The sequence below is a fragment of the Hyunsoonleella jejuensis genome, from assembly GCF_900111025.1.
Taxonomy (GTDB): domain Bacteria; phylum Bacteroidota; class Bacteroidia; order Flavobacteriales; family Flavobacteriaceae; genus Jejuia; species Jejuia jejuensis.
Genome location: NZ_FOFN01000002.1, coordinates 492488 through 508897 on the forward strand (window position 1 = coordinate 492488; position 16410 = coordinate 508897).

Consider the following 16410-nt stretch of genomic DNA (forward strand, 5'->3'; position numbering starts at 1 on the left):
GCTACAAATATGTAACACCTCTTTTTTTAATTAATAATATTTCCCTTTTTCATTTATCGCGTAGCAGTACCAGAAACACTAACTACGGGCCCTGTTCCCATAGTTATGGCTGTATGGTCTGCGGCATTAGCAGGTACCATGTGCGCCAAAGGTTTTAAAGCGAACGGCGCAGGACTGTTATCTGGCAAAGGTTCAACAGAAATAACCACAGTTCTACCTTTTAAATCTGTTGGAAACGTAACACCTGCGGCCGACCCCATTACATAATCCTCTCCGGGATAACCTGGACCGTTGCCCGAAGTACCTTTGTAGGGAGACGTAGCTGCATTGTTATCTGCCATGGCAGGATCAATAAAAGTACCTGTTGATACTGGAGTATCGTCAAAGACTACCCAGCCTTCGTATTGCCAGCCAGCAGAAAGTGTTGGTAAATTTAAACCTGTCGCAGGACTTCCGCTGGAGTTATCTAAAAACCATACACCACTAGCTTCATTTGTCATATCCGCATCCGTGGGAGTAGCTAAAATATAGGTACCACTTGCTGATGAAAAATCTGCCACGATACCCTCTGAGTTTAATGTTGCACTCTGTCCTGAAAAATCACCTACCAAAACCTTTGTGTCTGCTGGAGCAGGATCGGGATCCACAGAAGGCTCAATGGAAAGTACAAATCGTGTCGCACTGTTCAGCATATCTGAATTTACTTCAAATACCTGCGCTGAAGTAACATCTGAAAATGTTCCCGTTGAAACTGGAGCGCCATTCACTATTATCCAACCTTCATATACATAATCATCACCTAAAGATTCTAATCCTTGTAAATTCAACGTAAGATTTGAAGTTGATGGTCCGTTGTTGTCATCATCGTTACTACAAGACGTAGTAAAAATTCCTATTGCCATTAAGGCTAAAAACATTTTTTTAATCATTGCTATAATTTTTAATTTATTATTACAATTCAAAATTATAGCTCATAGATGACCCAAAATGTTAGCTATCTAACATTAGGCAGATTTTTTATAAATTCTTATCTCTTTTCTGGTAAATTCAATGATATTATCTTCTTTCAATTCGTTTAAAAGAATATTTAAAGTTGGTCTTGAGGTTCCTATTAAAGATGCAATATCCTTTTGCGTATATGGGTGATGGATAATCTTATCACCTGTTTTTTCACAATCGTATCCATAATCTGTACATAATTCATGAAGGAATTCCATTAAACGGGTTTTAGTATCTTTAAATAAAAGCAACTGAAGCCGTCTTTCTAATTTTTTAAGCTTAAAACCTATGAATTTATACACTTTAAAACTAAAGGTTTGATTGTCCCTCATCAGGTTGTGCATGGTCTCAACTCCAATGGGGCAAATACTGGTAGTATTATCTATAGACATTGCAAATTCATCCCGCTTTGATTCTCCAAATATGGCGGTTTCGCCAAACAACTCACCTCTTGTAAGTATAGCTTTAACGACTTCTTCCCCATCTTCATTATAATATCCCAACTTAACTTTACCTTTTTCAATAAGGTAAACTTTATTAGCAGAGTCATCTTCAAAATAAATATAATCTTGTTTTTTATACGCATCAAAATCATGTTGCGATTTGTAAGCCTTAAATTTATGGGGGCATAATATTTTAAAAAGATTAGTGTCTTCAAAAAACCAAAGGGACTTCATTGCTAGCGTTTTTATTAGGTAAATGTCGTGAAACAATGATGATACTTACGTTAACAGTATAAAAAAACCTCCAAATTTTGGAGGTTTTTTTTATTCTTCTTCGTCACTTGTTGTATCATCGTCATCAAGTAAGTTTAGCATTTCATGCTTTTGTAACAAGTTATACCATTGAATTACCTTTTTTATATCGCTTGCATATACCCTGTCTTCATCATAATCTGGCAAGACATCAAAAAAGTATTCTTCTAATTTATCCTTACTATCCTTTGGCTTTACACTGCATAACTTACCATCCTCCTTATCTCTTATCTTACCTAAAACCTTGTATAACGGCACCTCCTCGGTTAATGTATAAATTGCTATTTCGCTTAATACACTTACATTGTTTTGTAAGCTTATGGACAAGCGTTTTCCATCCATTAAAGATTCTGCAACAAACCCACCACGCGTCTGCGTTATTAGTTTATAAAGCCCTGGCTTACCAGAAATGGCTAATACTTTTTCTAAGCCCATATAATTCTGTTTTTAAAGAGGCGCAAATATCATATTTTATGATGTAACACAAAAATTATCGCTTCTTTTTTTGATTTGGGAAACGCATTCTATAGTCTACATTTATTTTTCCTTTTGAAATGTTGGAAAGTTTTCCTTTTATTAAGCGTTTTTTAAAACTTGATAGTTTATCAGTAAATAAAATACCTTCAATATGGTCGTATTCATGCTGTATAACCCTAGCTATTAAACCGCCAAATGTTTCTGTGTGCTTATTAAAGTGCTCATCAAAATACTCAATGGTAATTTCTGGTTGCCTAAACACATCTTCTCTCACATCAGGAATACTTAAACATCCTTCATTAAATGCCCATTTATCACCCGCTTCTTGAATAATCTTTGCATTAATAAAAACACGTTTAAAATCTTTCAACGCATTTCTCTCTGCTTCAGGAAGCTCCTCATCTTCGCCAAATGGTGAAGTATCTACCAAAAACAATCTAATTGGCAAACCTATTTGTGGTGCTGCAAGCCCTACTCCCATAGCATTATACATGGTTTCAAACATATTCTCTAGTAGTTTATCTAATTCTGGATAGTCTTTTGCTATGTCCGTGCCTTTCTTTTTAAGGACAGGGTCGCCATAAGCCACTATTGGTAAAATCATTGGTCAGGATTATTTTTGGCAAAAATACAATTCTTGTATCGTAAATTAATTTATTGTGGCAAAAATCTATTTTGAGTATAAATAACTTTGTAGAATTAAGGTTGCACTAATCTCATCAACCAATGCCTTATTTTTCCGTTGTCGTTTTTTAAGACCGCTATCTATCATAGTTTGAAATGCCATTTTCGAAGTAAAACGCTCATCTACTCTAGCAATAGGAACTTTTGGGAACGTTTCAGAGAGTTTTTTTAAAAATGGAATAATTAAAGCTTCACTTTCCGACGGAGAATTATCCATTTGTTTTGGCTCACCAACTAAAAACAATTCTACATTTTCTTTAGAAAGATACTCTTTTAAGAAAGGAATGAGTTCTTTGGTTGATACAGTAGTTAAGCCAGAAGCAATTATCTGTAGTTCGTCTGTAACCGCTATTCCCGTTCGTGCCTTACCATAATCTATTGCTAAAATTCTCGACATGCTATAATTTTCAACAAAAGTAATTCTTTAAAATAAAAAAGACTGCCTTCAAAGACAGTCTTTCTCGTGTTTAACCTTATTATTAAATTTGAATACTTAATCGTTCTTAAGACAATTTTCTTTTATTTATTTCAGGAAATACTAATTTGATGTTATCAATTTTTCTCTCTCTGTTCAAGAAAATTCTAATATCACTACTACTTCTAGCAATAACTTCTTTCATCTTTACAGTATCAATTATCACTGTCGCTTCTTTAGCTTCAGAAATAGTAACCGTAGTTTCTACATTATTGGCCTTAACTTCATTCTGAGCACTCAATGCAGAGAAAGAAAATAAAAAGATAAATAAAATGTAAAAAATTGTTTTCATGATTTGGGTTGTTTCATTTGATTCAACACTCCAAATATATATCCACAAGAAGCCTCAACTATAATATATTAGTTGTACATCAAGTAATTTTCGATTATTAGAACACCTGAATATTTCTATCGATGAATAGTGGAAGTGCTTAATTTTAACGACGAAATACACGCAAAATGCATTTCATCTATAATTAACATTTTTTCAAAGTGAAAACACCCTTTAAATTTTAAAAAATTATCAGATATTCTGGGAAATTTTTATACATATTTCAAGATGAAATACAATAGCCAATTAGCTATTAGATATTATATTTGCTCAAAATATTGATACAGATGACAAAATTACAACAAATTATAGAAAGCGCTTGGGATAACAGAGAACTTTTAAAGGAAACCAAAACCACAGATGCCATAAGACACGTAGTTGATCTTTTAGACAAAGGTGAATTACGCGTTGCTGAACCAATTGAAGGTGGCTGGCAAGTAAACGAGTGGGTAAAAAAAGCGGTAGTTTTATACTTCCCTATTCAAAAAATGGAAACCTTAGAAGCTGGCATTTTTGAATATCATGATAAAATCCCTTTAAAACGTAATTTTGCTGAAAGAGGTATTCGTGTAGTGCCTAATGCCGTAGCACGACATGGTGCATACATTTCCCCTGGCACTATTTTAATGCCTAGTTATGTGAATATTGGAGCATACGTTGATGAAGGTACTATGGTAGATACTTGGGCAACAGTAGGTAGTTGTGCGCAAATTGGTAAAAATGTACATTTATCAGGAGGTGTTGGTATTGGAGGTGTTTTAGAACCATTACAAGCTGCTCCTGTAATTATAGAAGATAATGCGTTTATCGGTTCTCGCTGTATCGTTGTTGAAGGCGTAAAAGTAGAAACCGAAGCTGTTTTAGGTGCAGGCGTAGTTTTAACTATGAGTACAAAGATTATTGATGTTACGGGTGATAAACCTAAAGAGTATAGAGGTATTGTTCCAGCAAGATCTGTGGTGATTCCTGGAAGTTATGCCAAGGAATTCCCTTCAGGGAGTTATAACGTGCCTTGTGCATTGATAATTGGTAAGCGCAAGGAAAGCACTAATAAAAAAACATCCCTTAATGATGCTTTAAGAGAGCATGATGTAGCCGTGTAAAAACAAAATATTTCAAAAACTAAATTCCAAATTCCAAAATACTTATATTGGAATTTGGAATTTTTTATTTGTAATTTGAACATATGAAGATTTTAGTAATTCAACAGAAAATGATTGGCGATGTATTAACATCTAGTATAATATTTTCTGTGCTGCGAAAAAACTATCCTGATGCTGAACTTCATTATGTAATTAATTCTCATACACTACCAGTTGTTGAGGGCAATCCAGATATTGACAAGTTTGTTTTGGTAACTCCAAAAATTGATAAAAACGCCTTACTGTTTTATAAATTTTTAAAGAAAATCCGTAAGGAAAAGTATGATGTTGTGGTGGATGTTTATGGGAAGTGGTCTAGTAATTTTATAACTCTATTTTCTAAAGCAAAAACAAAGATTGGATATTATAAATGGTATACTCAGCAATTTTACACTCATCCTGTTAAGCGTCATAAAATTTCAAAACACAATAAAGGTTTGGCGATAGAAAACAGGTTGCAACTACTAAACCCAATTTGTGAAGCTATACCAGAAGTAAAACCAAAAATTTATCTGTCTTCTGAAGAATTAGAGGCTGCCAAACAGTATCTTACTAATTTTAAGATAGACACATCAAACCCACTGTTTATGATAAGTGTTTTGGGAAGCGGAGCCAATAAAACTTACCCGTTTTCTTATATGGCCGAAGTTATTGATAGTATTGTAGAAGCCACAGGTGGCAATATTTTATTCAATTACATTCCAAAACAAACAGAGGAAGCCAAGGCTGTTTATGCACTATGTAAACCAAAAACACAACAATGCATTCATTTGGATGTTTTTGGAAAAAGCTTAAGAGATTTTATAGCAATAACAAAGCACTGTACAGCATTAATTGGAAATGAAGGTGGTGCTATAAATATGGCGAAAGCGATCAATGTTCCAACGTTTTCAGTATTTTCTCCGTGGATAGACAAAGGCACTTGGAGTGTCTTTGAAGAAGCAGACAACAATGTATCGGTCCATCTAAAAGAATACAAACCAGCTCTTTTTTTAGGTAAGACTAATTCTCAGGTTAAAAATCAAATAGATAACTATTATTCGCAGTTTGAGCCTACTTTATTTTATGAAAAACTAGAGACCTTCCTAAAAAATTTATCTAATTAAGCTTAAAGCTTTTTCTACGGCAGTTTCTACAAAATATCCCTCCATAACTTTAGTTTGAATATCGGCAACATTTTGCTTCATGTTTTGATATTCTTCAATCGTTAAATTTTCTAAAATATGATTAAGATCCTTTAGGTTTGAAATTGTGATACCAATATTATGCTCAGCAACAAAATCTGCCAAGGCTGCTTCAGACCATATAATAATTGGTAAGCCGCAAAGCAAATAAAGCGATGTTTTGTGCGGATTATTAAACTTTAAATAAGCTCCGTAATTACCACTACAGGTATCACTAGAAATACCGTCCCAAACCAAACCAAAATCAGATACTATATTGTAAGCGACTTCATCCGATTTAAACACGCCTTCATAGTGTACTACAGATTTTTCTTGATCTACTTTACGCTTATTGGGGTCGAATCCAATACCATACAGTCTCAAGTTATAATTACTGTTTTCCAAAATATCAAAATCAAAAATATAGGAGTTTTTACCATCCCCGAAACCTCCAGCATAAGCTATATCGTATGAGTCTTTTGGCGCTCTATTGGTATTTTGCATTGGTTTTTTCTCGGAGATATAGTCAAAAATCCCGAGTACTATAATTGGAATGTTCACCCCTTGCTCTAAAAACCATTTTTTCATAGAAGGGTTATGCACTATAATTACATCACAATTTACAATTTGACGTAATTCTGCATCTACATCTTTTGTCCTTCCTTTTAAAATTCTCACATCATGAACCAAAGTGATGATTTTACACTTTTTAAGCTTTGCGAAAAAGAGAATCATTTTTCTGAACTTATTATTTGGATATTGCGTTACAAGGGTACTTTTTCGAGGTAATTTTAATAACGCCAATAAAATCCCGAAGAAATTCTTAATCGTTCCAATGGCAGAATTTGGAATGGCAGACTGCTTAAACCCTAAGTTTTTAAAGCCCATTTTATCAAAAACAAACTCACAATCGGTTTTGGCTTTTCCTGCAGCATTAAATAAAGACTTATAATTTCTTGAAATATAATACATTAAAACGAATTCTTTTTTTTGGTTATTATACCTAGCTTTGTTAAAAATATAAATGTATGCAAAAGTATGATTATTTAATTGTTGGTGCGGGATTATTTGGTTCTGTATTTGCACATGAAGCCACTAAAATGGGAAAAACTTGCTTGGTTATTGACAGAAGAGCGCATTTAGGAGGCAATATTTACTGCGAAAACAACGATGGTATAAACATACATAAATATGGCGCGCACATTTTTCACACTAATGATAAAGGTATTTGGGATTATGTAAATCAGTTCGCAACATTTAATAATTATATCAACTCTCCATTATCATTTTCTAAAGGCAAGCTTTATAACTTACCTTTTAATATGAATACGTTTCATCAACTATGGGACGTAAAAACACCGGCTGAAGCAAAACAGATTATTGAAAACCAGATTAGGGAATACGGTGTAAAGCACCCTAAAAACCTAGAAGAACAAGCGCTGTCGCTAATTGGCAAAGACATCTACGAAACTCTTATTAAAGAATATACAGAAAAACAATGGGGTAAAAAAGCAACAGAATTACCTGCTTTTATCATTAAACGACTCCCTGTGAGATACAAGTTTGATAATAATTATTTCAATGATAGATATCAAGGTATTCCAATAGGTGGTTACAATACCATTACTGATGGTTTGCTAAAAGGTATTGAAACAAGGACGAATGTAGATTTTTTGAAAAATAAAAGTGAACTTGAAGATCTTGCTCATAAAATAGTATATACGGGAAATATTGATGAATACTACGGTTATAAATTTGGAAAATTAGAATACCGTTCGCTTCGTTTTGAACATGAAATTTTAAACATGGATAATTACCAAGGTAATGCCGTAGTGAATTATAACGACGCTGATGTGCCATATACTAGGATTTTAGAACATAAACATTTTGAGTTTGGCACACAAAAACATACAGTGATTACCAAAGAATACCCTGAAACTTGGACCCCTAAAAAAGAGGCATACTATCCTGTGAACAACGATGAGAACCAACAGAAATATCAAAAATACCGCGAACTATCCTTGACTGAAACCAATGTTATTTTTGGAGGTAGGTTGGCAGAATACAAATACTACGATATGCATCAAGTAATAGCATCGGCACTTACAAAATGCAAAAAAGAGCTTATTACTTAGATTTTAAAATGCCGTAGTTGGTATAAACCTTTCTTTTTCTTTTTGTTTCAGCTCTTATAATATTATTTTTCTCTAAAACTTCATTATTCTTATAAGGCCTCTCATGATACAGGTGCAAGCAAATGGCACTATACCGTATTTGCTTAAATCTTATACCATAATTCATAAGGCGCTCGCCAAGTTCCCTATCCTCTCCTCCATATTGCATGCGCTCATCAAAGCCATTTACGTCTAGGACGTCCTGCTTCCAAACGGAAACATTCATGCCATCAAACGTAGCTTTTGTTGGTGTAAATGTATTCAACAATGTAGTTTTAAGTTTTGAAGGGCTTAACTTATTCATTTTAAAACTTTTGGCTTGCCCATGCCGCAATAACCAATCAGCTTTAAAACAATCTTGAGATGCGATTATATCGAAATTTGCTTTTCTGGAAACATCCTTAGAAAGTTTAAAATATCCACCCGATAACGCAAATCCTTTCTTTCTTAAAGCTAAATGTGTTTCTACAAAATCTGCCCTAGCCATACAGTCACCGTCCGTATAAATTAAATATTCCGATTGTGCAGCAACAGTAGCCTTATTTAGTATTTTGGTTTTTTGAAAACCATCATCGGGTTGCCATATGTGCTGAATCGGGAAACGAACGTCTTTGGACATGTTTTCAATTAACATTTTGGTTTCATTTGTAGAACCATCATCAGCAATAACAACCTCAAAATTTTTAAACGTTTGAAACTGGTAACTCCACAATACTTTTGCTAAGTATTCTGGTTTGTTGTAAGTACTTATAATTACCGAAACATCAAATGCGCTCATTGCTTCAAAAATAGCTATTTTTGCCAAAAATCTTTTTAATTTCTGTAATGATTAAATTGTCTGGTGTTATAATAACATTTAATGAGGAAAAAAACATTGAAGCATGTTTAAAATCATTAAAAAATGTTGTTGACGAAATTATTGTTATAGATTCGTTTTCTACAGACAACACAAAAGACATCTGTAGCAAATATGAAGTTACATTTATAGAACAAAGGTTCTTAGGTTATATTGAGCAAAAGAATTTTGCCTTAAAAAAAGCTAAATACGATCATGTTGTTTCTTTGGATGGCGATGAAGCCCTTTCTGAAGCGCTGCAAAAATCTATTATTAAATTAAAATCTAATTGGAAATTGGATGGTTATTACTGTAATCGATTTAATAATTTCTGCGGTCAATGGATAAAACACTCAGATTGGTATCCCAATAAAAAGCTAAGAGTTTTTGATAGAAGAAAAGCAAAATGGCAAGGTATTAATCCACATGACAATGTTGTTTTATCAAATAAAAATACTAGGGTAGGTTTCTTAAAGGGTGATATTTTACACCAGACGTACCAAACGTATTCTGAATTCAATAAAAAGACAGAATACTTTTCTACAATTGCAGCACAAGCTTATTTTGATAAAGGGAAAACATCTAATTTTTTTAAGATGATTTTCAATCCTACTTGGGCATTTTTCAAATCGTACTTCCTACGCTTGGGTATTTTAGATGGTGTAAACGGCTTTGTAATTTGCGTACAAACTGCCAATATTACATTTTTAAAATATACTAAACTTTGGGAATTACAACGAAAAGCTAATTCAACTTAAAAAATAGCCATCAATAGTTTTAGAGCAGTTTTGCCAAGTAAAAGGCATCACATATTCGCGTACATCTTCTTTAATTTGAAAAGCATTTTCTATTAAGGGCACAACGTCTTTATAGGTAGCATCAAGCTCAAATAAATAGCCATTTTTACCATGTTGAATTAAATCTGGGGCAAAACCTGTTTTTGAAGCTACAGGTACGCAATTAGACATCATTGCTTCAAGAATAGGAACAGGGCCACCTTCCAAAAGCGATGGCGATACGAAAACATCTAATTTATTGTATAAATCAGGATAAGACTCATAAGCTACATTATTGTGATATACAAAATTTGGTAAGTTTATTAACTCATCGTATTTACCATAATCTTCCCAATTTCGTCCTATAATGTGAAATGTTCTTTGTGGCATATTCTTAATAATATCCAAAATCAAGTCAGGATTTTTTCGTTCACCGAAATTTGAACAAAACCCCACATCACCTGCACCTCTTTCGTGTGGATAAAATGTTTTAGAGGAGGTGCCAATATGGAGCACTTTTAGTAACTTTTCCTTTACACCACAATCTATCAGGTATTGTTTTACATTGGAGTTTAAACAAATTATAGTATCTGCTTTATTTAAACACCAAACCACATGAGTTTTTGAGTATTTTTTTGACCAATTAGGGTGTGTAAACATCACCACATTTTTCTTTTTTAAAATACTTGGAGTACTCCGGATACACCTACAAAAATAATTTTGGTAGATGAAAAAATAACCGTCGGCATCTGGTAAATCACGCAACTTATCATGGTAATGGGTTGAAGCTTCCAATGAAGAGAATCTGGACAAGCGCCTTACTTTTGCACCAAAAATCCAATCTTTATCTTTTTCTCGAGCCACATAAACTACTCGTTTCACTTGAGCAGGAGTAGTATAAAATTTTGATTTTAAAATCGCAATCAAATATTTCCATTTATGAACTAGACTGAAGTAAAGATGTTCTCCCATATCTTTTATCAAATTGGCGACTCAGAAACTCTATCCTGGTATTTTTTCTTCCAAAAGAAAATGCGCTTCTTTATTCTTATTTTTCTGTAATACCTCTCTTGAAATGCTTTGGTATACTGCCACATCGTTTCAAAAATCTTGGTTTCATCCTCTCCTGTGCATTTGGCATATTCGTTACTCATCACTTCAATCATCGACTTATGTATGGTAAGTTTTGAAAAGTTTTTTATCCGCGTTTCAAAATCTAATTTGCCAAATTCCATACGATTTAAGTCTACCAAATAAAAATCGTAACCATTTTCCGTTCTTTTTATTAGTGTATTTCCCGGGGAATGATCTAAAAAATGCACCCCTTTTTCATGAAGTTTATACGTAAATCTGGTAAATGCCCTTAAAATTGCGTCGTGATCTTCCATATTAAAATCTGTAGTTAACTCTCTATATGTTAAATCACAATCCACAAACTCACTAATATAATAACTCCCTTTAAATAGAAATAACGATACTTGTTTTTGATACGCAATTGGCATTGGGGTTTTAATACCTAAATCCAATAATTTATTGGCATATATGTATGAGCGTTCTGCTTTAGATTTTCTAAAAAAACGATAGGCTACTTGATTAAGAATGTTCGGGATTTTAAACGATTTAATGGTACATGTCATACCATTAATAGTTACATTTTTTATCACATTCCGTTCTGCGGCACCCAATACATCACCATAACTATCAAAGTTAGCTATGGCATCTTTTAATTTGCTGTTTAGGCCTTTATAATTAGGATGTACTCTTAGTGTTGTGCGCATTGAAAACTTTTTGACTATTTCGTAAAGCTTTGGTGCAAATATATCTAAATATATTTGAGTGTGTTCACATTATAATATTTGCGTAATCAATATGCAAGGTGTACTTTTGACTAGGCACATCTTAAATAATCAGGGCAAGTTTTAATGCATATTTTACACGTATCAGGAGTAACAAATTGGGGTGGTGGCGAATACCATATCGAGAATTTGTGTACAGAATTAGGTATTTCAAATCCTGAAATAAAAAACACGGTATTATGCGTTAAAGATTCTCCTTTTGAAGCGCGATTGTCAAATACAAATATTCATTTCACTTCAGCACCGCTTAAAATAAAAATAGATTTACGCTTTGTACTTAAAATTGGTAGCATCTGTAAATCTGAAAATATCGATCTTATTCATATTCATGACCCAAGCGCACTTCAACTCACTATAATTGCAGATAAGATCTATAATTTACCACCTTTTGTTTTAAGTAAAAAAACCTCGTTCCCAATAAAGGAGCGTAAAAAAACCCTTTATAAGTATAATTATTCAAAAATTAGAAACATATTATGCGTTTCAAAGGAAACCGAAAAAGTCGCTAAAAAAGCTATCTCAGACCAAAGTAAAGTGATAACAGTTTACCACGGCACCAACCTAAAAACCAAAAGCACGGAGACGCCATTTAAACTACGAGAAAAGTATAGTATTGATTACAATAAAACTATTGTTGGCCATATTGGGAACCATATAAGAGCAAAAAATTTAGAAACGTTTATAAATGTTGCTAACCAAATTGTAAATATTGAAAAACAAACCAATTTTATTTTCATTCAAATAGGAACATTCAGCGAACGTACCGACGCACTGTTAGAACAAGTAAAACGTTTAAATTTAGAAGCACACGTCCTTTTTTTGGGATATACACCCCAAGCTTCAAACTTCATTCCACAATTTGATATCTCATTAATGACCTCTCAAAGTGAGGGATTACCTCAATTTATTTATGAATCTATGTATCATAAAACACCTATTGTGAGTACCAATGTTGGTGGCATTCCCGAACTTATAACCCATAAAACCAATGGTTTATTAGCGCCTATGCATGATGCTAAAACATTAAGCGATTATGTATTGAAGCTCAACAGCTCAGAAACACTAAAAGCTCAATTTATTTCAAAAAGCTATGAGAAACTACTAGAACAATTCACTACTGAAAACATGGCGCAACACACTATAAAAATTTACGAATCTGTTTTAAAGAATGGCTAATTTACATTTGGAAGTTAAACATGCGGTTAATGCTCTAAAAGCCGGAAATATTATTTTATTTCCTACAGATACGTATTGGAGTTTAGGCTGTGATTCGGGAAATAAAGATGCTCTTGATAAGTTATATAAGCTCAAGCAAAGTAATAGCGAAAGAAACATAACATGCCTTGTTGCAGATGATAGAATGTTAAATAGATATGTTAACGAAATACCAGCTGCAGCCCAAAGTATTATTGATGTTGTAGATACACCAACTACAATTATTTATGATGCACCTAAAACTATAGCTTCAAACTTAATATCTAAAAATAACACGATAGCTATAAGAATTCCAGATGATGAGTTTTGCTATCAACTCTCCCGAAGGTTTAATGGCGCTATTGCAACTTCAATTGCCCATATTGATGGTGAAACTATCCCAAAATCGTTTAAAGAAATAGTACCCGCTATTTTAAAAGGTGTAGACTATGTCGTAAATTTGCAAAAAGAAAAAATTTGCACAACATCAGCAGCCATTATCCAGATAACTAATAGCAATGTTGTTAAGGTTTTACGAAAATAAATTGCTCTTTTAATATATAATTCTGTTTTGGAATTTAGAAAATGAGTTTTGGAATTTTATTGATGAATTACAAAGAAGCACTTCAAGGAAATATATTTAAAGTTATCTCTAAATCTGCTAGCCAACTTAGTTTGGAAAGCTACGTTATTGGAGGTTTTGTACGTGATTTTTTATTAAGCCGTGGTGATGCCAAAGATATTGATGTAGTCGCTATTGGTAGCGGTATTGAACTAGCGCAAAAGGTGGCAGAAAATTTACCAAACAAACCCAAAGTTCAGGTTTTTAAAACCTATGGTACTGCAATGTTGCGCTATGATGATATTGAAGTGGAGTTTGTAGGCGCCAGAAAAGAATCGTATTCTGAAGACAGTAGAAATCCAGTTGTTGAAAATGGCTCATTGCAAGACGACCAAAACCGTCGCGATTTTACGATAAATGCTTTAGCTTTAAGCCTTTCAGAAGGTAATTATGGTGATTTGCTAGACCCTTTTGATGGCATAAAAGATTTAGAAAATAAAACTATACGAACCCCTTTAAGCCCTGACATTACTTATAGCGACGACCCACTACGCATGATGCGTGCCATAAGGTTTGCATCACAACTCAATTTTAAAATTGAAACACATAGCTTAAAGGCTATAAAACGAAACGCGCATCGCATTAAAATAATTACAAACGAGCGAATTGTTGTAGAGCTTCATAAAATATTGGAATGTAAAACACCTTCTATAGGATTTTTGTTGCTTGAAAAAACAGGATTATTAAATTACATTTTGCCCGAACTTACTGCACTTAAAGGTATTGATGAGATTGAAGGCCAACGCCATAAAGATAACTTCTACCATACCTTAGAAGTTGTTGATAATATTGCGAAACACACCGATAATTTATGGTTGCGTTGGGCTGCATTACTTCATGATATTGGTAAAGCTCCCACAAAGCGTTTTAGTAAAAAAGTAGGCTGGACCTTCCACGGGCACGAATTTGAAGGCTCTAAAATGGTGTATCGCCTATTCAAACGTTTAAAAATGCCTTTGAATGATAAGATGAAGTTTGTACAAAAACTGGTGTTGATGAGCTCCCGCCCTATTGTTTTGGCTCAAGATATTGTTACAGATTCTGCTGTGAGACGATTAGTATTTGATGCTGGAGATTATGTAGATGATTTAATGACGCTATGTGAAGCAGATATTACGACCAAAAACCCAAAGAAATTCAATAAATACCATAATAATTTCAAAATTGTACGTGAAAAAATTATTGAAGTTGAAGAACGTGATCATGTTCGTAATTTTCAGCCTCCAGTTTCTGGAGAAGAAATTATGGCAACCTTCAATCTAAAACCATCACGAGAAATTGGCGTGATTAAAGAAGCTATTAAAGAAGCTATTTTGGAAGGTGACATACCAAACGAACACGAGGCGGCTTATCGATTAATGTTGAAAAAAGGTGAAGAACTAGGTTTAAAAGTAATGGACTAATGCTAAAGCTAGTAAGAACAGATGCTAAACACCCCGATTTTGAGAATTTGGTATCGCAACTGAACAGCTATTTAAAGATTATTGATGGTAATGACCATGAGTTTTACATGCAATATAACGGTATTGCAATTTTAAAACATGTTATTGTTGCTTACTTAAATGGTACTGCTGTAGGGTGTGGCGCTTTTAAAGTATTTGATGTAAATAGAGTTGAAATAAAACGGATGTACACTGTACCTGAGTTTAGAGGGCAACAAATTGCAAGCCAAATATTAATAGAGTTGGAAACTTGGGCAAGCGAATTAGGATATACGGTTATTGTTTTAGAGACTGGAAAACAACAAACGGCAGCGGTAAACTTTTACAAGAAAAACAATTACAACGTCGCAGAAAATTTTGGCCCATATAAAAATGTAGATAACAGTATTTGCTTTGAAAAAAAATTAAGCTATGAAGAAAAAAGATAACAAACGTGTTGTTTATTGGCTATTAACTGGATGTGCACTTATATTTATTATGGTAATTGTAGGTGGCATCACAAGGTTAACCCATTCGGGTTTATCAATTTCAAATTATAAACTTATTTCTGGAACTATTCCACCTATGAATGAGGTGGAATGGCAAGAAGCTTTTGACTTATATAAGCAATACCCAGAATATCAAAAATTAAACTATCACTTTACGATAGAGGATTTTAAAGATATTTATTTTTGGGAGTGGCTACATCGTGTTCTAGGACGCTTAATTGGTATTGTTTTTATAATCCCATTTCTATATTTTCTAATTACAAAACAGCTTACAAAACCAACCATAAAAAAATCCATCATTCTTTTATTTATGGGAGGCTTCCAAGGGTTTTTAGGTTGGTATATGGTAAAAAGTGGTTTGGTAGATAGACCAGACGTTAGTCATTATAGGCTAGCTGCCCATTTAACCACTGCGTTTTTAACTTTTGCCTATACCTTCTGGGTGGCGTTAGATTTATTATTCCCAAAAAGGAAAGCCATCGAAAAAGGATTTAGAAATTTAGTGCGTTTTAGTTTAATAGTACTGATTATTCAAATAATTTACGGGGCTTTTGTAGCTGGTCTCGATGCTGGTTGGATACACAACCATTGGCCAATGATGAGCGAGGGTAAGTTCATGCACGAAACGGTTTATATTGAGCAAACACCATTATATAAAAACTTTATTGAAGGTAAAAGTGGAGTGCAATTTGTACATAGAATATTAGCATACATTGTAGTTGTTTTAATTATAGTTATTTGGAGAAAAAGTAAACAATTGATACTATCTAAATACCAACTAGCAGGTATTTCATCAATACTTATTATGGTTGGTATTCAATTTCTTCTAGGAGTTTTTACCATCTTACTGCAAGTACCCGTTTGGTTAGGAGTAGCACATCAAGTTGGCGCCTTTTTATTGCTGTCGGCTATGGTATTTACATTACATAGGTTTAGCAGATAGAATTTCACATTAAAAGGAAAGATATTAAAATTATGCCCATAAAAAAACCACTCT

General features: G+C 33.4%; 19 protein-coding genes. 9 read left to right on the forward strand and 10 right to left on the reverse strand.

The features are described 5' to 3' along the window. Positions 1-53: 53 nt before the first annotated feature. From BMY39_RS08870 to BMY39_RS08895, 6 genes are all read right to left on the reverse strand, one after another. The gene (locus BMY39_RS08870; protein ID WP_092578705.1) at positions 54-929 is read right to left on the reverse strand and encodes an anti-sigma factor; all 876 of its coding nucleotides are present in this window, start codon (positions 927-929) and stop codon (positions 54-56) included. A 75-nt stretch (positions 930-1004) separates the two neighbouring features. Continuing rightward, a complete protein-coding gene (locus BMY39_RS08875; RefSeq protein WP_092578707.1) occupies positions 1005-1676 on the reverse strand; it encodes a Crp/Fnr family transcriptional regulator in 672 nt (223 codons plus the stop codon). A 90-nt stretch (positions 1677-1766) separates the two neighbouring features. Then, a complete protein-coding gene (locus tag BMY39_RS08880; RefSeq protein WP_092578709.1) occupies positions 1767-2189 on the reverse strand; it encodes a DUF5606 family protein in 423 nt (140 codons plus the stop codon). 55 nt (positions 2190-2244) lie between these two features. After that, positions 2245-2835: a peptide deformylase gene (gene def, locus BMY39_RS08885; protein WP_092578711.1), complete on the reverse strand. Its 591-nt coding sequence runs from the start codon at positions 2833-2835 to the stop codon at positions 2245-2247. A gap of 66 nt (positions 2836-2901) precedes the next feature. Beyond that, complete coding sequence (gene ruvX / locus BMY39_RS08890; RefSeq protein ID WP_092578713.1) at positions 2902-3312, reverse strand: Holliday junction resolvase RuvX; 411 nt, start codon at positions 3310-3312, stop codon at positions 2902-2904. 106 nt (positions 3313-3418) lie between these two features. Beyond that, a complete protein-coding gene (locus tag BMY39_RS08895; RefSeq protein ID WP_092578715.1) occupies positions 3419-3682 on the reverse strand; it encodes a hypothetical protein in 264 nt (87 codons plus the stop codon). A gap of 326 nt (positions 3683-4008) precedes the next feature. Between BMY39_RS08895 and BMY39_RS08900 the strand changes: the two genes are divergently transcribed. Together BMY39_RS08900 and BMY39_RS08905 are read left to right on the forward strand one after the other, a co-directional pair. Continuing rightward, complete coding sequence (locus BMY39_RS08900; protein ID WP_092578717.1) at positions 4009-4824, forward strand: 2,3,4,5-tetrahydropyridine-2,6-dicarboxylate N-succinyltransferase; 816 nt, start codon at positions 4009-4011, stop codon at positions 4822-4824. 83 nt (positions 4825-4907) lie between these two features. Further along, the gene (locus BMY39_RS08905) at positions 4908-5969 is read left to right on the forward strand and encodes a glycosyltransferase family 9 protein (protein ID WP_092578719.1); all 1062 of its coding nucleotides are present in this window, start codon (positions 4908-4910) and stop codon (positions 5967-5969) included. On the opposite strand, the gene BMY39_RS08910 is transcribed toward BMY39_RS08905, so the two are convergent. Continuing rightward, the gene (locus BMY39_RS08910) at positions 5958-6998 is read right to left on the reverse strand and encodes a glycosyltransferase (protein ID WP_143064756.1); all 1041 of its coding nucleotides are present in this window, start codon (positions 6996-6998) and stop codon (positions 5958-5960) included. The two genes, BMY39_RS08905 and BMY39_RS08910, sit on opposite strands and share 12 nt — an antisense overlap. A 56-nt stretch (positions 6999-7054) precedes the next feature. On the opposite strand from BMY39_RS08910, the gene glf reads away from it, so the two are divergent. Continuing rightward, positions 7055-8161 carry a UDP-galactopyranose mutase gene (gene glf, locus BMY39_RS08915; RefSeq protein WP_092578723.1) on the forward strand — a complete coding sequence of 369 codons (1107 nt, stop codon included), beginning with the start codon at positions 7055-7057 and terminating at the stop codon, positions 8159-8161. On the opposite strand, the gene BMY39_RS08920 is transcribed toward glf, so the two are convergent. Then, positions 8154-9005 carry a glycosyltransferase family 2 protein gene (locus BMY39_RS08920; protein ID WP_317039335.1) on the reverse strand — a complete coding sequence of 284 codons (852 nt, stop codon included), beginning with the start codon at positions 9003-9005 and terminating at the stop codon, positions 8154-8156. The two genes, glf and BMY39_RS08920, sit on opposite strands and share 8 nt — an antisense overlap. 20 nt (positions 9006-9025) lie before the next feature. Here BMY39_RS08920 and BMY39_RS08925 point away from each other — a divergent pair, with 20 nt between their 5' ends. Beyond that, the gene (locus BMY39_RS08925; RefSeq protein WP_092578725.1) at positions 9026-9793 is read left to right on the forward strand and encodes a glycosyltransferase family 2 protein; all 768 of its coding nucleotides are present in this window, start codon (positions 9026-9028) and stop codon (positions 9791-9793) included. Here the strand turns inward: BMY39_RS08925 and BMY39_RS08930 are convergent. Both BMY39_RS08930 and BMY39_RS08935 read right to left on the reverse strand, forming a co-directional pair. After that, complete coding sequence (locus tag BMY39_RS08930; protein WP_092578727.1) at positions 9785-10783, reverse strand: glycosyltransferase family 4 protein; 999 nt, start codon at positions 10781-10783, stop codon at positions 9785-9787. The two genes, BMY39_RS08925 and BMY39_RS08930, sit on opposite strands and share 9 nt — an antisense overlap. Positions 10784-10791: 8 nt before the next feature. Next, positions 10792-11589 (reverse strand): Kdo domain containing protein, encoded by a 798-nt coding sequence (locus BMY39_RS08935; RefSeq protein WP_092578729.1) that lies wholly within the window; start codon positions 11587-11589, stop codon positions 10792-10794. Positions 11590-11733: 144 nt separating this feature from the next. Between BMY39_RS08935 and BMY39_RS08940 the strand changes: the two genes are divergently transcribed. The 5 genes from BMY39_RS08940 (at position 11734) to BMY39_RS08960 (ending at position 16356) form a co-directional block, all read left to right on the forward strand. Further along, positions 11734-12843 carry a glycosyltransferase family 4 protein gene (locus tag BMY39_RS08940; protein WP_092578731.1) on the forward strand — a complete coding sequence of 370 codons (1110 nt, stop codon included), beginning with the start codon at positions 11734-11736 and terminating at the stop codon, positions 12841-12843. Further along, the gene (locus tag BMY39_RS08945) at positions 12836-13405 is read left to right on the forward strand and encodes an L-threonylcarbamoyladenylate synthase (RefSeq protein WP_092578733.1); all 570 of its coding nucleotides are present in this window, start codon (positions 12836-12838) and stop codon (positions 13403-13405) included. Before BMY39_RS08940 ends, BMY39_RS08945 begins: the two co-directional genes overlap by 8 nt. Positions 13406-13467: 62 nt before the next feature. Beyond that, positions 13468-14886 carry a CCA tRNA nucleotidyltransferase gene (locus BMY39_RS08950; RefSeq protein WP_092579202.1) on the forward strand — a complete coding sequence of 473 codons (1419 nt, stop codon included), beginning with the start codon at positions 13468-13470 and terminating at the stop codon, positions 14884-14886. Continuing rightward, a complete protein-coding gene (locus BMY39_RS08955; protein WP_092578735.1) occupies positions 14886-15353 on the forward strand; it encodes a GNAT family N-acetyltransferase in 468 nt (155 codons plus the stop codon). The genes BMY39_RS08950 and BMY39_RS08955 overlap by 1 nt, the downstream gene beginning before the upstream one ends. Next, complete coding sequence (locus tag BMY39_RS08960) at positions 15337-16356, forward strand: COX15/CtaA family protein (RefSeq protein ID WP_092578737.1); 1020 nt, start codon at positions 15337-15339, stop codon at positions 16354-16356. Before BMY39_RS08955 ends, BMY39_RS08960 begins: the two co-directional genes overlap by 17 nt. Positions 16357-16410 lie beyond the last annotated feature (54 nt).

Excerpts from the sequence above, each read along its gene's own strand:
- BMY39_RS08870 (WP_092578705.1), bottom strand. The coding sequence starts at position 929 with ATGATTAAAAAAATGTTTTTAGCCTTAATGGCAATAGGAATTTTTACT.
- BMY39_RS08875 (WP_092578707.1), bottom strand. The coding sequence starts at position 1,676 with ATGAAGTCCCTTTGGTTTTTTGAAGACACTAATCTTTTTAAAATATTA.
- BMY39_RS08880 (WP_092578709.1), bottom strand. The coding sequence starts at position 2,189 with ATGGGCTTAGAAAAAGTATTAGCCATTTCTGGTAAGCCAGGGCTTTAT.
- def (WP_092578711.1), bottom strand. The coding sequence starts at position 2,835 with ATGATTTTACCAATAGTGGCTTATGGCGACCCTGTCCTTAAAAAGAAA.
- ruvX (WP_092578713.1), bottom strand. The coding sequence starts at position 3,312 with ATGTCGAGAATTTTAGCAATAGATTATGGTAAGGCACGAACGGGAATA.
- BMY39_RS08895 (WP_092578715.1), bottom strand. The coding sequence starts at position 3,682 with ATGAAAACAATTTTTTACATTTTATTTATCTTTTTATTTTCTTTCTCT.
- BMY39_RS08900 (WP_092578717.1), top strand. The coding sequence starts at position 4,009 with ATGACAAAATTACAACAAATTATAGAAAGCGCTTGGGATAACAGAGAA.
- BMY39_RS08905 (WP_092578719.1), top strand. The coding sequence starts at position 4,908 with ATGAAGATTTTAGTAATTCAACAGAAAATGATTGGCGATGTATTAACA.
- BMY39_RS08910 (WP_143064756.1), bottom strand. The coding sequence starts at position 6,998 with ATGTATTATATTTCAAGAAATTATAAGTCTTTATTTAATGCTGCAGGA.
- glf (WP_092578723.1), top strand. The coding sequence starts at position 7,055 with ATGCAAAAGTATGATTATTTAATTGTTGGTGCGGGATTATTTGGTTCT.
- BMY39_RS08925 (WP_092578725.1), top strand. The coding sequence starts at position 9,026 with ATGATTAAATTGTCTGGTGTTATAATAACATTTAATGAGGAAAAAAAC.
- BMY39_RS08930 (WP_092578727.1), bottom strand. The coding sequence starts at position 10,783 with ATGGGAGAACATCTTTACTTCAGTCTAGTTCATAAATGGAAATATTTG.
- BMY39_RS08935 (WP_092578729.1), bottom strand. The coding sequence starts at position 11,589 with ATGCGCACAACACTAAGAGTACATCCTAATTATAAAGGCCTAAACAGC.
- BMY39_RS08940 (WP_092578731.1), top strand. The coding sequence starts at position 11,734 with ATGCATATTTTACACGTATCAGGAGTAACAAATTGGGGTGGTGGCGAA.
- BMY39_RS08945 (WP_092578733.1), top strand. The coding sequence starts at position 12,836 with ATGGCTAATTTACATTTGGAAGTTAAACATGCGGTTAATGCTCTAAAA.
- BMY39_RS08950 (WP_092579202.1), top strand. The coding sequence starts at position 13,468 with ATGAATTACAAAGAAGCACTTCAAGGAAATATATTTAAAGTTATCTCT.
- BMY39_RS08955 (WP_092578735.1), top strand. The coding sequence starts at position 14,886 with ATGCTAAAGCTAGTAAGAACAGATGCTAAACACCCCGATTTTGAGAAT.
- BMY39_RS08960 (WP_092578737.1), top strand. The coding sequence starts at position 15,337 with ATGAAGAAAAAAGATAACAAACGTGTTGTTTATTGGCTATTAACTGGA.